This is a genomic window from Halomarina salina, assembly GCF_023074835.1.
Taxonomy (GTDB): Archaea; Halobacteriota; Halobacteria; order Halobacteriales; family Haloarculaceae; genus Halomarina; species Halomarina salina.
On record NZ_JALLGW010000001.1, the window covers coordinates 1,297,612 to 1,312,498 of the forward strand.

At 68.7% G+C, this 14,887-nt stretch carries 13 protein-coding genes; 7 read left to right on the forward strand and 6 right to left on the reverse strand.

Going from position 1 to position 14,887, the window contains the following annotated elements:
• Nucleotides 1–623: 623 nt before the first annotated feature.
• A complete protein-coding gene (locus MX571_RS06645) occupies nucleotides 624–878 on the forward strand; it encodes a hypothetical protein (RefSeq protein WP_247414802.1) in 255 nt (84 codons plus the stop codon).
• 43 nt (nucleotides 879–921) lie between these two features.
• Nucleotides 922–1,869, forward strand: coding sequence for a DUF5787 family protein (locus MX571_RS06650; RefSeq protein ID WP_247414803.1), 948 nt, complete (start codon nucleotides 922–924; stop codon nucleotides 1,867–1,869).
• Nucleotides 1,870–1,923: 54 nt separating this feature from the next.
• On the opposite strand, the gene MX571_RS06655 is transcribed toward MX571_RS06650, so the two are convergent.
• The 4 genes from MX571_RS06655 to MX571_RS06670 all read right to left on the reverse strand — a co-directional run bounded on the left by MX571_RS06655 (nucleotide 1,924) and on the right by MX571_RS06670 (nucleotide 6,845).
• Nucleotides 1,924–2,430: a phosphoribosyltransferase family protein gene (locus MX571_RS06655; RefSeq protein WP_247414804.1), complete on the reverse strand. Its 507-nt coding sequence runs from the start codon at nucleotides 2,428–2,430 to the stop codon at nucleotides 1,924–1,926.
• A 91-nt stretch (nucleotides 2,431–2,521) separates the two neighbouring features.
• Nucleotides 2,522–3,346, reverse strand: a complete 825-nt coding sequence (locus MX571_RS06660; RefSeq protein WP_247414805.1) for an MBL fold metallo-hydrolase — start codon at nucleotides 3,344–3,346, stop codon at nucleotides 2,522–2,524.
• Between the two features lie 2 nt (nucleotides 3,347–3,348).
• Nucleotides 3,349–4,782 (reverse strand): ATP-binding protein, encoded by a 1,434-nt coding sequence (locus tag MX571_RS06665; RefSeq protein WP_247414806.1) that lies wholly within the window; start codon nucleotides 4,780–4,782, stop codon nucleotides 3,349–3,351.
• A 95-nt stretch (nucleotides 4,783–4,877) separates the two neighbouring features.
• Nucleotides 4,878–6,845 (reverse strand): flippase activity-associated protein Agl23, encoded by a 1,968-nt coding sequence (locus MX571_RS06670; RefSeq protein WP_247414807.1) that lies wholly within the window; start codon nucleotides 6,843–6,845, stop codon nucleotides 4,878–4,880.
• 298 nt (nucleotides 6,846–7,143) lie between these two features.
• Between MX571_RS06670 and MX571_RS06675 the strand changes: the two genes are divergently transcribed.
• The 5 genes from MX571_RS06675 to MX571_RS06695 all read left to right on the forward strand — a co-directional run bounded on the left by MX571_RS06675 (nucleotide 7,144) and on the right by MX571_RS06695 (nucleotide 12,170).
• Nucleotides 7,144–7,350: a hypothetical protein gene (locus tag MX571_RS06675; protein WP_247414808.1), complete on the forward strand. Its 207-nt coding sequence runs from the start codon at nucleotides 7,144–7,146 to the stop codon at nucleotides 7,348–7,350.
• A 74-nt stretch (nucleotides 7,351–7,424) separates the two neighbouring features.
• Complete coding sequence (locus tag MX571_RS06680; protein WP_247414809.1) at nucleotides 7,425–8,558, forward strand: thiolase family protein; 1,134 nt, start codon at nucleotides 7,425–7,427, stop codon at nucleotides 8,556–8,558.
• Nucleotides 8,559–8,805: 247 nt separating this feature from the next.
• Nucleotides 8,806–9,747 (forward strand): ferritin family protein, encoded by a 942-nt coding sequence (locus tag MX571_RS06685; RefSeq protein ID WP_247414810.1) that lies wholly within the window; start codon nucleotides 8,806–8,808, stop codon nucleotides 9,745–9,747.
• Between the two features lie 143 nt (nucleotides 9,748–9,890).
• Complete coding sequence (locus MX571_RS06690; RefSeq protein WP_247414812.1) at nucleotides 9,891–11,114, forward strand: outer membrane protein assembly factor BamB family protein; 1,224 nt, start codon at nucleotides 9,891–9,893, stop codon at nucleotides 11,112–11,114.
• Nucleotides 11,115–11,171: 57 nt separating this feature from the next.
• Complete coding sequence (locus tag MX571_RS06695) at nucleotides 11,172–12,170, forward strand: BtrH N-terminal domain-containing protein (RefSeq protein WP_247414814.1); 999 nt, start codon at nucleotides 11,172–11,174, stop codon at nucleotides 12,168–12,170.
• A 37-nt stretch (nucleotides 12,171–12,207) separates the two neighbouring features.
• On the opposite strand, the gene MX571_RS06700 is transcribed toward MX571_RS06695, so the two are convergent.
• On the reverse strand, nucleotides 12,208–12,639 hold the full coding sequence (locus MX571_RS06700; RefSeq protein WP_247414816.1) for a PaaI family thioesterase: 432 nt from the start codon (nucleotides 12,637–12,639) through the stop codon (nucleotides 12,208–12,210).
• An 88-nt stretch (nucleotides 12,640–12,727) separates the two neighbouring features.
• Nucleotides 12,728–14,644, reverse strand: coding sequence for a cation:proton antiporter domain-containing protein (locus MX571_RS06705; protein ID WP_247414819.1), 1,917 nt, complete (start codon nucleotides 14,642–14,644; stop codon nucleotides 12,728–12,730).
• Between the last annotated feature and the right edge of the window lie 243 nt (nucleotides 14,645–14,887).

Genomic DNA, 14,887 nt, shown 5'->3' on the forward strand with positions numbered 1-14,887 from the left:
CGCAGGAGCGCGTCTCGCGCGGTTCCACGGAACGAGCGAGCGAAGCGAGCGAGTGACGTGAGCGTTGTCACGACACTCCCCAGAATCAGTGAGACGAACGACAGTGAGTCTCAGGCGACACACACGAAGAGCGTGAAACGAGCGATGAGCGTACGTCAGCGAATCGGTGGTTCGATAGCGTGATGAGAGCGACCGAGCGTCTCGCGCGCGATACCCGTGAGGGAGCGACCGAACGAGTGGCAGTGACTGTCTCAGTCAGACGACTTCTCGTCCAAGCCGTCGACGACTCGCGCCCCGGACAGGTCCACGTCGGAGAGCGAGTGAGACGGCCGTCGAACGCCCGTCAGACACCTCCACAACGCCTTTCACGGCGGTATCCGAGACGGCGAGTATGCCACCGCTGCGACCGCTGGCAGTGTTGCTCCTCGCCAACGTCACCGACGTGGTGGGCCGGGAGGAGGAGGACCTGCCCGGCGAGGAGATACCCGTAAGCGAGGAGTGACACGGCGACGAACCTGACCGAGACGTTCACCCGAGCGGACAGAAGAACAGTTTAGTTGGTCGGGCTACAGAAATGTAGTTCAGATAACAGCTTTTGTCGGGTACTGCGTACGCCTACCTGTATGAGTGCCCCAATCAGTCTCTCGGTCGCGGTCGGCAGCGAGCGTGGTACCGCCTTCGAACGGCGGGTCGTCGTCCCCGGTCAGGTCGTCGCGGCGGCCCTGCGGCTCCTCCAGTTACTGGCGGTCCTGCTGGTCCTCGTGGTCGCGCTGGCGGTCGTTCCGCCCGTCTTCGTCGGCATCGTCGCACTGGCGCTGCTGTTCACCCTTCCCGCCGTCGTCGCGACGCTGTTCGCCCGGTGGGCGGGTCGGCTCTGAGGGCGTCCACACGGTTTTTCTTCGACTCACACCAACGAGCGGTGTGCGCGAGTTCGGCTTCGAGATGCGCCTGTGTGCCCGGCTGGAGAGCGAGGGCCACCTCGTGAGTCGCCAGCTCGGAACCGGCACCCGGAGCAGGCGCATCGTCGACGCCGTCCTCGTCGACCCCGGCCCGTCGTTCGAGGAGCGGACACGCATCACCGACGCGACGATTCCCGCGGCGGCCATCGAGGCAGATGTGGGGACCGGCACGGCGCGCTACTGGCGGGACGTGCTCGACGACTACCACCCCGAGTTCGCCCGCGAGGTGGTCGAGGAGGCCGTCGAGGCGGGCTTCTTCGAACGCGAACGCCGGGGCGGCCGCGAGTACGTCCGGCAGACGACCCGCTACCCCGGCGACTGGTTCTCGCGACTCGTCGGCGTCGAGAACAAACCCGACCTCTCGCGACCGGGCGACCTGGAGACCCAGTTACGGAAGGACGTCTCGCTCGGCCTGCTGGACGAGATCGTGCTCGCGACGGCCTCGTACGTCACCGGCGCACACCTCAACCGCATCCCCGAGGAGGTCGGCGTCTGGCGCGTCGACCCCGACGACGGCCGGTACGAGGTCGTCCGCGAACCGACGCCGCTCGACCCGAGCGTGCCCGGCGTCGAGGTGGTCGAGGAGGGGCGAACGGAGACGCGCGTCGAGGTCGTCGACGCCGCCGAGAAGGCACGCCTGCGCCGTCGCGTCGCCGAGCGTGCCTACGGGAAGGGCTGGCGCGTCCCGGTTCCGGACTGCCCGCACGTCGAACTCCAGACGGTCGGCGGCGTCGGACCGGTACCGTTCTGCACGCGAGAAGAACGCGTCGTCGGCCCCGGTCGCGGCTGCCCGTGTGCCGAGGGCGTCCGCGACGTCGCACTCGACGACTACCGGGCGGCGACCTCGCCGTGGGTGCGCGACCCGCCGGGTGTCGTGCGACGGCAGTCCGGGCTCGACCGATTCCGCTGAGTCGTCCACACGGCTCGGGGGGAGAGGAGCGCCGTGAGGGAGAGCAGCCGTCGGCTACCTGACCGTCGAGACGTCGTACTGTTCGAACAGGTCGCGGGTCCGTTCGTCGCGATGGGCGTTCAGGACGCTCACGCCCGTGACCGACGCACCGGTCTCCTCGACGAGTTTGCACGCCGCCCACATCTGTCCGCCCGTCTCGATCCAGTCGTCGACGAGGAACACGCGGTCGTCCGGGCCGACGAGCTCTCGGGCGAGTTCGAGCGTCTTCGTCTCGCCGGAGTAGTCGGTCAACTGCCGTCGGTGGAGCTCCTCGTCTCGCAGCGGGAACTTCCCGCCCTTCCTGACCGGGACGAACCCACAGCCGAGGTCACGGGCGACTGCCGACCCGAGGACGAGCCCGAGCGCCTCGACCCCGCCGACGTGCGTGCAGTTCCCCGGCGCGGGTCGCCCGAGGTCCGTCACGAGGTTGTCGAACGCCTCCGGGTCGGCGAACAGCGGCGTCACGTCGTACCGACCCACGGCGTCGGTGTTCAGTCGACGGTGGTAGTACCCGTACTCCATACTGCCCTCTCGCGCTCGACCGTAAGGTTCGTTTCGGCCACAGAGGGGCGCTCGACGGGAGGAAACGGCAGTTCTCGCCGCAACGCCACCCCTACAGCGTGAACTGCTCGCCGTCGACCGCGACGTCCTCGGCGAACGCCTCCTCCGGCGTCGGGAAGTGCGAGACGTGGACGAGGCGGTACGTCTCGGGGGCGAGTTCCGCGGCCAGCGCCCGTGCGCCCTCGAACGTCATGTGCTTGGTGCCGAACGTCCGCGGCGTCCCGTCGTCGTCCTCGTGGGTGCCGCCGTGGGGGTGGTACTCGCAGAGCCGCGCGGGGACGATGCCGTCGACCAGCAGCAGGTCGGCGTCGGCGAGTTCCGCCCGCGAGTCGTCGGGGACGGCGTAGGAGGTGTCGCCGCTCACCGCGAGCGTCGCGCCCGTCTCGGGGTCCCGGACGGTGAGGCCGTAGCAGACCAGCGGCGGGTGGTCGACGGGGACGAGCGTCACCTCGAACCCGCAGGTCTCGAACGTCTCGAACGGCGACTCGGGATGGACCGTCACCCGGTCGAGGTAGTCGAACTTGCTCGACACGGTGTCGGCGACGCTCTCACCGGTCGCTGGGTCCGTCTCGTCGGCGGCGTAGACGGGCAGCGAGTCGAGCAGGCGGTAGGCGTTGCCCAGGCCGTCGAGGTGGTCGAAGTGGATGTGCGATATCACGGCCGCGTCCGGTAGGTCGACGTCGTCCCGGAGGAACTGGTGGCGGAAGTCCGGCGAGCAGTCGACGAGGAGCGACTCGCCGGTGCGTTCGTTCTCGACGTGGACCGAGAACCGAGAGCGCTCGACGTCACGGCTCCTCGCCGCCGAACAGGTGTCGCAGTCACACCCGACGGTCGGGGTCCCCGTCGTGTCGCCGGTACCGAGCAGCGTGACCTCCACGGTCAGTCGTCGGCGTGGTCGTGGGCGTGTTCCTCGTCGGCGTGGTCGTGCGAATCGTGGTCGTGCGCGTCGTCGTCCGAGTGGTCGTGGTCGTGACCGTCCGCGTCGACGCCGTTCCCGGCGATGAGGTCGGAGCTGTCGTCCATCATGTCGAGGTTCTTGAGGTTGTCGCGCTCCTCGAAGTCCGTGACGGCGTCGAGCAGGTCCTGCTGGGTGAGCGTCGTCCGCTCCTCGGTGAGCGCTTCGAGCACCGCCTCGCGGAGCACGAGTCGGAGGTCGCTGCCCGTCAGCCCCGACGTCTCCCTGGCCAGCGCATCGGGGTCGAAGTCGACGATGTCCATCTCGCGGGTGATGACCCGGAGGATGTCCGCACGCATCTGGTCGTCCGGCTTCGGGAAGTTGACGATCTCGTCGAACCGCCGCCACGCCGCCGAGTCGAGCTGGTTCGGGTGGTTCGTCGCCCCGATGAGCAGCACCTCGTCGCGGATGAGCGAAATCTCGTCGATGGACTTCAGCAGCGTGTTGACGGCGCGCTTGATGGCCGCGTGCTCGTCGGAGGAGCGCGTCTTCGCGACGAAGTCGAACTCGTCCATGAAGAAGATACACGGCGACAGGCGCTTGGCGACCATGAACGCCTTGTCGACGTTCTTCGCCGTCTCGCCGAGGTACTGGCTGGTGATCATCGACAGTTTCACCTCGACGAACGGCAGGTCGAGTTCGTGCGCCAGCGCTCGGGCGATGGAGGTCTTCCCGGTGCCAGGCGGGCCGACGAACAGCAGTTTGCCTATCTCGCGCAGGCCGATCTGGGCGAGGTAGTCGCGGTGTTCGATGGCCTTCACTATCTTCCCGATCTCGCCCATCTGGTCGTCGGTGAGCACGAGGTCGTCGAGGGTCATCTCGACCTCCTCGGGCGCGCGGACCTCCACGAGGTCGAGCATCTCCTCGTCGTCCTCGTCGAACATCTGGTCGAGCAGGCTGTCTATCCACACCCGGTCGGCGTGGACGGGGCGGTTGTTCGCGCGGGCGGCCTCGTAGTCCACGTCCTCGAACTCCTCCTCGAAGTACTGCGCGAGCGTCGGGTTCGCCATGAGACGCTCGTCGTCGGCACGTTCGGTGAACCACTTCTCTGCCATCCCCGTGTCGGTGAAGCCGATGGTCCCCGAGAACTCCTCGCGCTCGGTGAACATCAGGTCGGAGACGGCCTCCCACGGGTGGGCGAGGTCGGTCGCCTCGGCGACGGCCGTCTCGGAGGTCGAGAGCGGGCGTTCGATGCCGCCCGGTGCGGGGCGGCCGGTGGACTCGTCGGGCGTCGCGTCGGCGCTCCAGAAGGCGCGTCGATACGACGGCGGCAGGTCGCCCGGGTCGAGTTCGCGGTTCTCGCTGTAGACGTGCGCTGTCAACAGCAGTTCGACGACGTCGAGCGCCGGGGCGGTCATTTCCCGGAGAGTTACGTCTTGACCGCAATAAGACCGTCGGAGAGCGCCTGTCCTGCCGCCCGCACCGAACTCCTACACGTCGGCCGCAGCCGCCCTCAGCCGTACACCGGGTCGTCGAGCGACGGATGCCCCGACGACGCACTCAGCGACCCGTCCCCCGACGACGGGTCGAGTGCGTCGAAGACGCGCGACTCGACGTCGGCGTACTGCTGCCAGTCCTCCCGGACGAAGACGACGAACTCGCTGGAGTAGCCGTAGCGCTCGAACGTGTGCTTCTCGTAGCCGTCGAGGTACTGCTCGATGTCCGAGGCGTTCCCGCCGTCGTTGCCCGACCGGTTGGCCAGCGTGATGACGACGGGCGGGAGCGCCGACGGGTCGGTACGGCCGACGTCGTTCGCGCGGTGGCGACTGGTGACGCTGACGCCCGGCGAGCCCCGCCCCTCGGCGTACTGCTGTTGCTCGATGTACCACGCCATCGGGAGGCGGTCGAACCACTTCCCCGTGTTCCCCGGCTGGTTCGCCTGCGACTCCCGCGCCATGAAGAACTCCTTGCCGAAGTAGAGGACGTCCGTCCCCGCGTTCTCCCGAGTGATGGTCGCCACCTCGCCGTTCAGCAGCGTCTTCATGTCGCCCGTCGACGACTGGGCGTACTGGACGAGCTGGTTGTTCGTCGACTCGTGTTCGGGGACGTACACCTGCGTCCCGGTGGCGTAGCCGACCTGTGCGACGACGAGCAGGCAGACGATGGCGGCCAGGGCGACGCCCTCCCGGTCGTCGTCCGCGAACGCCTCCGCGCCCCAGCGAGCCACCAGCGCGAGGCCGACGGCGGCGGGGATGGCGAGGGCGACGACGGCGTGGACGGCCGCCCAGGGTGCCTTGATGTCCGTGGCGATGGGGTAGCCGAGCACCGAGAAGACGCCCCAGAACACCCCGAGCATGACGAGCGGCCGCGGGCCGCCCCCGCGGTACCGGTCGGCGAGGGTTCCGACCACCGCGAGCGCGGACACCGCCAGCGCGCCCGCCTCCATCGTCTTCAGGTAGTGTTCGAGGTACGGCAGGAACGGGTGGTCGTGGCTCTTCCCCCACTGGTTGGCGAACGACTCCCACGCGCCGAACGTCGCCTCGTCGAGGACGGCGACGAACGGGCCGGGGTCGCCGCCCACGAGCGACCCGAGCGACGAGTACAGGTCGAGGCCGCCGGCGCTGTACGGCGGCCCGTACCCGCCGCCACGTGGCGCGTAGAAGAACACGATGACGACGAAGAACCAGAGGACGAGTCCGACTGCGACGACGAGTGCCCGGCCGCCCCACCGGTCGATTCCTCCGAATCGGTGCCGGATTCGCTCGTCGTCGTCTTCGCTGATTCCGGCCACGCCGCGGCCGAGTCGAGCGAGCGTCTCCCGCGCCCGGACGCCGCGAGCGCGGTCCCTGAGGAGCATCGCGTCGAGGAGGAGGACGCCTGCGGCGAGCCAGCAGACGGGGTAGAGCAGCGCGTTCTCCTTCGCGGTCAGCGCGAGCGCCATCGTCCCGACGGCGACGAACAGCCAGCGAACGCGGCGCGTGTCGTACGCGCGGACGAACCCGCCCAGCGCCACGAGCATGAACGCCGCGACGAGCACGTCGCTGCGCATGAACCGCGAGTAGTAGAGCAACAGCGGGTTGAACGCGAGCAGAGCGGCCAGCGCGACGATTTCGGAGTCGCGAAGGCGCGTCCTGAAGAGGAGCGCCGCGAGCGGCATCGTGGCCCCGACCAGCGCGACGACGAGGCGCGCCGAGAAGTCCGTCGGGCCGAGCAGCGTGAACAGCCAGCCGTCGACGATGGGGAGGAACGGCCCGTGGATGATGGCCCGGTACTCGAACGTCCCCGTCTCGGCGAACCGGAGCGTCCAGTACGCGACCCGCGCCTCGTCCTGGTGGGCGATGCGGTTCCCGAGCCAGACGAGGCGCGCGACCAGTCCCACGACCACGATGAGGCCGACGGCGAGGAGCGCCGCGTTCGCGGGCAGTCGGTCCGTGATGGCTCCGTAGCGGTTCTCCCGGGTCGTCGCGGTGTCCGTCGCCATCGTCAGGGGTCACCTCGTGGGAGGGCCGGGGCGACAGCGGAGGGGACGTCTATCATGCCAGACCGTTTCACTCACCTCGGCAAGAATCCTTCTACATACCGTGGGTGCTCGGTTCGGCCGTCGCTGCGCGGACGCGACTCGTCTGCGCCGCGCCGACTGCTCGCTAACCGACCGGGTACCGACCCGGTTGCTACGAAGAAAGCTATACGTGGCATCGGACCGATAGCTCCGCCATCGAGACTGTCGGATGCCCGTGACGGCGGTCCTCGTGAGCGACCGACCAGTCGACAGCCCCTCTATGGCAGACAGAAACCGAGCGCTGCTCCTCTCGACCGTCAGCACCCTCGTCATGCTCCCCTGGTTGCTCGACGGCGTCGTCGACACCAGCGAGTTCGGACTGCTGGTCCCCGGCGTGCAACTCGTCGGCGGGCTGGTGATGGTCGCTATCTCGCTCTCCCTCTTCCGGGACGCCTTCGCGGACGACTCGTCGCGCTCCGAGCGCTGAGTCCCGAGTAAACTCCGGACGAAACAGCCGGAGTTCTGCCGCAATTTAAGTGTGAGACTCGCCTGCATTCCGGTATGGCCGACACGACACCCGTCGTCGTCAGAGCGTATCGAACTCCCTTCGGGAAGGAAGACGGCGCGTTCGCCGACGTGCGAAGCGAGGACCTGTCGATCCCGCTCATCGACGAGATTCTGGCCGACACCGGACTCTCCGGTGACGACGTCGACGACCTGATGTGGGGCTGTGCCCAGCAGCGAGAGGAGCAGGGCAACAACATGGCGCGCATCATCGCGCTCCTGTCGGACCTCGGCGAGTCGGTGCCGGGGACGACCATCAACCGCTGGTGCGCGTCGTCGGCGCAGGCCGTCGCCGGAGCGAGCGACGCGATTCGGGCGGGCCAGCGCGACGCCATCATCGCCGGCGGCGTCGAGAACATGTCGCGGGTCAAGATGGGCGCGAACACCCAGATGCACCCGCGGATGAACGAGGACTACAACCTCGCGGCGCTCCAGATGGGGATGACCGCCGAGGAGGTCGCCGAGCGCTACGACGTCTCCCGCGAGGACCAGGACGACTACGCGTTCCGGAGCCACCAGCGCGCCAGCGAGGCGACCACGTCCGGTCGCTTCGACGACGAGATCGTCCCCGTCGAGACCGAGGAGGGCACCGTCTCCGAGGACGAGGGCATCCGTCACGACGTCTCCCGGGAGAAGATGGACGAACTGCCGACCATCTTCAAGTCCGACGGGAGCGTCACGCCCGGCAACGCCTCCCAGATCACGGACGGCGCGAGTGCCCTTCTCGTCACGAGCAAGGCGTTCGCCGAGGACCACGACCTGGAGGTGCTGGCCGAAATCGGTAACAACAGCGTCGCTGGCGTCGAGCCCGAGGTGATGGGCATCGGTCCCATCCCGGCCGTCGAGGACCTGCTGGAGCGCTCCGGCCGCGACATCGAGGACTACGACCTCGTCGAACTGAACGAGGCGTTCGCCAGCCAGTGTCTCTACTGCCAGCGCGAACTCGGCATCGACGACGAGAAGTACAACGTCAACGGCGGCGCTATCGCGCTGGGCCACCCGCTCGGCGCGACCGGTGCCCGCCTCCCGGTCACGCTCGTCCACGAGATGATCAAGCGCGACGCCGAACGCGGCATCGCCACCGAGTGCGTCGGCTTCGGGCAGGGCATGGCCATCGAGTTCAGCCGGTAAGGCCTCGCTCCGACGCCTGCGCTGTCGCTCGCGACGACGACCATCACCGCCCTTCTTCGAGCGAGACCGTCGAGCGCCACCGACTGCACCACCCGCCGTCGAGCGCCACCGACGACCGACACGATTTTGTCACCACTGGTGGCTGAAACATCAATGCCCGACCGATTCACGTAAAAACGGCCTCGAATGCGCGGCGACCCACTCAATCACGGCCCCTGCGAGGTGTCGGGATGGTGCGTGACCACACATGACGAAAGTAGAGGACGCCACGCGGAACCTCCGACTCGACCGGGACGCGAAGGCACAGCAGTTCTTCGAACACGGCGTCTACAACCACTGGGACCCCTACCACGACATCGCCCAGGAGACCATCGAACGGGACCGTCAGACACTCGTCGACTACGACATCACCGAGGAGGAGTTCGAGGAACTGATGCTCGCGCTGGCGCTGTTCGGGGCCGGTGAGGAGGCCGTCACCGAGGACGTCGCCCCGCTGCTGCTCGCCCTCGACGACGTCGACAAGCAGATGTTCGTCGCCTCGCAGATATACGACGAGGCGAAGCACACGCAGTTCTTCGACCGAATCTGGCGCGAGATTATCGTCCCCGCCGCGGAGGCCCACGGCTTCGACGTGACATACCCGACGAACCAGCGCTTCTTCAACGACGAGTACGTCGAACTGTTCGACCGGACGGAGACGGCGATGGAGCGCCTCCTGACCGACGACACGCCCGAGAACCGCGTGAAGGCGTACTGTCACTACCACCTGGTCGTCGAGAGCGTCCTCGCCCAGACGGGCTACTACGGCCTCCAGTCGGCGCTGAGCGACCGCGGCGACGACATCGCTGTCGGGGACTTCCCGAACTCCGAGAGCGTCGTCACCGGTATCGGCTACATCCGCGCCGACGAGGGCCGTCACGTCGGGTTCGGGATGCACGAGATTCGGACCCACGTCCACGACGACGGCGTGGACGAGCAGGTCGTCCACGACACGCTGATGGACCTGATGCCGCTCGTGGCGAACACGCTCAGTCGGTTCGGCGCGGCCGTCGACCCCGTCGCCCTCGTCGACTACTCGCGCACCAGGTTCACCCGTCGGATGGAGGTGCTCACGGACGCGGAGGCGGAGATTCCCGACATCGAGACCCTCGTCGACCTCGACACCCAGGACTCCATGGCCGCCGACTGACCGCTCGACGGTCCTCCTTCGACCGACGCGCACCGCTCCGCTACCGCTTCGGCACCGCTGCTCGCGTCGGCCCTCCCGTCCACTGGCGGAGTGGGGCGTGTCGGAACGAAACGCCGAACTACGTCGGCCGAGAGACGATAGCCGTGCAGCAGTCCCTCCTCGACCCGGCGCGACGACCCGTCTCGCGGCGCGCGTTGCTCGCCGGGACGGCCACGGTCGCGTCCAGCGCGCTCGCAGGCTGCGCCGCGCTCGGGAGCGACGACCCCGTCGAGACGTACCGGAGCAGCCCCGACTGGCGGTTCGCGCGCCACGACACGTACAACAGCGGACACGCTCCCGTCGAACTCGGCAGTCCCGACGAGCGCTGGCGACTCTCCCTCGACGGGGCCGTGCGGACGGTGACGCTGGTCGGCCCCGACGGGTTCGTCGGCACCTCGGCCAGTGCCGAAGACGGCCGTTCGTGGGTCGGGAACGTCGGCCTGGGCGACGGCACGCGCTCGTGGACTCGCCCCGCCGACGGGCGTCCGCTCGGCACCGCCTACACCCACGACACGCTGTACGTCGCCACGCGCTCGGACGCCGCCAGCGGCGTCGCCACGGCGTACGTCCCCGAGGACGGGGAACTCCGGTGGCACGAGGACCTCCGCGCGGCGAGCGGCGCGCCCGTGGTCGGCGGCGGACTCGCGTACTTCCCGACCGACACCGGCCTCCGCGCCTGGTCGTCCGGCGAGGGGACCGAGCGCTGGCGACTGGCGTCGTCGGCCGCGACGTTCGCCCCCGCACTCACCACGGACGGCCTGTTCGTCGCGGCCGCGGACGGCCCCCTCGGCGCGTTCGACGCCGACGTGGTCGACGAACTCCTCTCCGACGCGGACGCGCCCACCCGTCGGTGGCGCTCGGACGTCGCCGCCGTCACGCCACCGGTGACGACGGACGAACGGGTCCTCGTCGGCACCGCGGCCGACGAACTCCGGGGGTTCTCCCACGAGGGCGACCCGGTCTGGACCGAGTCGCTGCCCGGCCGCCCCGCGCCGCCCGTCGACGCCGACGGGACTGCGGTCGTCGCCACCACGGCGTCCGACGGGGTGGCGATTCGAGCGCTCGACGTGGGTTCCGGCGACCGGCGGTGGGAGCGCTCGCTCGACGGGTCGCTCGCCGCTCCGCCCGTCGCCACCGACGACGCGGTGGTGCTCCCGGTGACCGGCGGCGAGAACGGCGAGCGACACTCGATTCGGGCGCTCGCGGTGACGGACGGGTCGTCGCTGTGGGAGCGCCCGCTTCCGTCCCCGGCGAGCGCCATCGCGGTCAGCGACGACGCACTGGTCGTCGGCACCGAGCGGCACCTCCTCGCGTTCGGGTCGGAGTAGACGGACGACTGGAGGAAGGGACGGAACCGTTATCGGCCGCCCGCGACAGCCTCCGATATGAAACTCTCCGGCTACGACCACGCCACCGGTCGGCACTGTGGCTCGACGTCGTTGGCGAACCTCGCGCGGTTCTACGACTGGGGGCTGGACGAGGAGACCTGCTTCGGCCTCGCCTCCGGTCTCGGCTTCACCTTCTTCGAACTCGACGACTCGCCGCACCGCGCGTTCATCGGCCGCCCGCTCTCGCTCGAACGGGCGTTCTTCCACACGCTCCAGATTCCTCACGAGGAACACGAGGGCGGCGACTGGGACGAGACGTGGGCGGACGTCCGCGCTCGCCTCGACGACGGCCACCCGGTGCTGCTGTTCGCGGACATCTACGACCTCGACTACTTCGACACCGACACCCACTTCGCACCTCACTCGCTGCTCGCGGTGGGCTACGACGACGAGGGCGTCTACCTCTCCGACAGCGAGTTCGAGGAGGTGCAGCACCTCCCGACTGACCGCCTCCGCGCTGCCATGTCCTCGCGGGCGTTCGTCCCCCTGAAGAACCGCTACCTCACGGTCACGGACCCCGAACTCGGCACCGACCTCGACGTCGCTATCGAGGAAGCGACCGTCGAGATGGCCCGCTCGATGCTCCGCCCCGGCGGCGGTCGGTTCGACCCCGGTCCGGTCGGCGTCCACGGCCTCGCGGGCATCCAGCGCCTCGTCTCCGACATGGCGTCGTGGACGCAGCTCCCCGACCCGGCGTGGACGGTCCGCTTCGCCTACCAGAACGTCGAACGGCGCGGGACGGGCGGCGGCGCGTTCCGCGGCCTCCAGCGCGACTTCTTCCGGACCGTCGACCACCCGTTCGGCGACGAGGTCACCGAGGAGATGGCGGCTATCGCCGACGACTGGTCGGCCGTGGGCGCGACGCTGAAGGACGCCAGCGAGGCCGACGACGGCGGGGAACTGCGCGACGGCATCGACACGGCGGCGGGGGAGATTCGACAGCTCGCCGACCGCGAGGCGCGGCTCTACCAGTCGATCCTCGACGCGACGAACTGAGCGCTCGACCGAGAGAGGCGCTGTTCTGTGGTACTCGCTACTCCCGTCCGCCGCCGGTCCAGGGGTTCTGTCCCGGCGCGCCGGCCGTCTTGTAGACGCCGCGAGCGGTCGCGACGGCCGTCCCCTCGCCGTCCTCGACGTCGACGGTGACGGTGGCGACGTTGTTCCCGTTGCGGGTCACCTCGGCCTCCGCGACCAACCGCTCGCCCGTCGCCGGCGCGAGGTAGTCGATGCGCATGTCGATGGTCGGCGTCACCGTCTCGTTGAGGTCGACGACCGCCGCACCCCCGATTGTGTCCGCGAGCGAGTAGGCGACCCCACCGTGGGCGATCATGCTGCCCGGATTCGAGGAGTGCTCGTCGCGCAGGTCCACGTGGCCGACCGCGTGGCCGTCGCCCACCTCGTCGAGTTCGATGCCGAGGTGGTTGGCGAACGGAATCGAGTCGAAGAAGGCGTCGACGATGCTCATACCCGGTGCTCGACCGGTGTGCGCAAGGGCGTGTCGGAACGCCGGAAAACGATGGACGGGTTGTCCTCGGTCGGGGCGCTCGCCAGCCTCACTCGGGGTGGCAGAACGTCATCGCCTCGCGGACGGAGTTCCGGTCACCGATGATGGTGATGCGGTCACCGTACTCGAGTTCGTAGTCGGCGTCGGGCACCTGCACGTCCCCGTCGCGCGCGACCAGCGCGATGAGACAGCCTCCCGGAAGCTCCGGCCCGACCTCCCGGACCGACCGGCCGACCAGCTCCTCGGAGGTGACCTCTATCTCCTGGACGTCGCCCGTCTCGCCGATACCGGAGGTCCACTTCGCCAGCGCGGGGCGTTCGATGAGGTTGTCGATGGACTGCGCGGTGGCGGTGGTGGGGGCGACGGTCCGGACCCCGAGGTCCTCGAACGCGTCGACGTTGTTCGCGTTGTTCACGCGCGAGATGACCGTCTCGACGTCGAACCGCGAACTGGCGAGCTGGGCGACCAGCAGGTTCACGTCGTCGTCGCCGGTCGCGGCGACGAGCGTGGTGGCCTTCCCGGCCCCCGCCGACTGTAGCACGTCGATGTCCGTGCCGTCACCCTGGAGCACCGTGTGGCCCTCGTTGCGGGCGATTTCGAGCATCTCGACGTCCTCTTCGACGATGACGACGTTCTCTCCACGGTCTTCGAGGCGGTCCGCGAGCGCACGGCCCACGGTACCGGATCCGATGATGATTGCACGCATTGGTATGATATCGAGGTATTCGGCGATGTAGCGGGCGAGGCCGGCCTCGAACACGACCGTCGCCATGATGACCAGGAAGACGGTGCCGACGAGCAGCGTGGCGGCCGCGTCGAGCTGTGCCGCTTCGGCCGCGGTGCCCGCGATGTCGCCGGCTCTGATGCCCTCCGCCTCCGCTCGCAGTTCGACCGCGAACAGCGTCGCCACGGACGCCGGGATGATACCGCGCGGGCCGACGAAGCTCATGAACAGCTTCTCGCCCGTCGTGAATCGTTGACCGACGGTCGAGACGAACACGAGCAGCGGCCGGATGACGAGCGCGACGACGGCGACGACGACGAGTCCGCCGATGCCGAGGTCGATGACCTCCTGTGGCTGGAGCAACGCGGCCAGCGCGATGAACACGAACGACAGGACGATGAGCGTCACGTCGCCCTTGAAGTCGGTGATGTCCTCCTCGTAGGGCAGGTCGACGTTGCCGAGCAGGATACCCGCGGTGGCGACGGCGGGCAGTCCGGCCTCGGTGGCGAAGTAGTCCGCCGCCCCGTAGGCGACGAGCGCGCCCGCCAGAACGAGCAGCCGGGCGTTCTGCGGGGCGTTCTGGGGCGAGAGGTCGACGTACCGGATGGCGTAGTACAGCACCCCGGCGACGAAGACGCCGACCAGCATGCCGATGCCGAGCCGTTCGACGAACCCGGCGACGATGCCCCCTTCGCTGGCGTGCCCGATGACCACCTCGAAGACGACGATGGCGATGATGGCCGCCGTGACGTCGTTGACGATGCCCTCCGTCTCCAGGGCCGCCTCGACGCGGTCGCGGGCCGGGACGACCTCCAGGATGGGCGCGATGACCGTCGGCCCGGTGGCGACGAGCAACGCACCGATGAGGAACGAGATGTCCCACGCCGCGTCGAGTGCGTATCTCACGACGATGGCCGTCCCGACGAGCGCGATGACCGCGCCGACGGTGACGAGTCTGATGGTCTCGCGCGGCGCCTCCCGGAGTTTGTCGATCTTGAGGTGGAACGCCCCCTCGAAGACGATGATGGCGACCGACAGGCCGACGATGGCCGACAGGCCCTCGCCGAACGTCGCCTGCGAGACGATGGGTTCCTCGAGGACGAACCCCGAGATGGGTCCGAGTATCAGCCCCGCGACGATGAGGAAGATGATACTCGGGATACGGAAGCGGTCGCCGAGCACTTGCGAGACGACGCCGAGTGCGATGATACCGGCGACGAGAGGGATGAGTTCACTGGCCACTGTTGCGGGTCCTCGCCGGGGACGTGGGGCGCGACTACTAAACTCCCACCGGTTCCGTCGAGCGATTTCGACCCACTGCCGACGACAGAGTGGTCGAACGTCCACCGACAGTACGGACTGCCCCCGTTCTGTCGTCCCATCGCCCGTGAAATATCCCCTCGAACAGTCGACTCGTTGGCATGCTCCTCACGGGGCGTTCCACTTCCCGCTCGGTTGTACGAGGGTCTCACTCGCTCCGTCCGT

Coding starts and splice junctions, on each gene's coding strand:
- MX571_RS06695 (WP_247414814.1), top strand. CDS start 11,172: ATGAAACTCTCCGGCTACGACCACGCCACCGGTCGGCACTGTGGCTCG.
- MX571_RS06645 (WP_247414802.1), top strand. CDS start 624: ATGAGTGCCCCAATCAGTCTCTCGGTCGCGGTCGGCAGCGAGCGTGGT.
- MX571_RS06700 (WP_247414816.1), bottom strand. CDS start 12,639: ATGAGCATCGTCGACGCCTTCTTCGACTCGATTCCGTTCGCCAACCAC.
- MX571_RS06665 (WP_247414806.1), bottom strand. CDS start 4,782: ATGACCGCCCCGGCGCTCGACGTCGTCGAACTGCTGTTGACAGCGCAC.
- MX571_RS06680 (WP_247414809.1), top strand. CDS start 7,425: ATGGCCGACACGACACCCGTCGTCGTCAGAGCGTATCGAACTCCCTTC.
- MX571_RS06675 (WP_247414808.1), top strand. CDS start 7,144: ATGGCAGACAGAAACCGAGCGCTGCTCCTCTCGACCGTCAGCACCCTC.
- MX571_RS06685 (WP_247414810.1), top strand. CDS start 8,806: ATGACGAAAGTAGAGGACGCCACGCGGAACCTCCGACTCGACCGGGAC.
- MX571_RS06655 (WP_247414804.1), bottom strand. CDS start 2,430: ATGGAGTACGGGTACTACCACCGTCGACTGAACACCGACGCCGTGGGT.
- MX571_RS06670 (WP_247414807.1), bottom strand. CDS start 6,845: ATGGCGACGGACACCGCGACGACCCGGGAGAACCGCTACGGAGCCATC.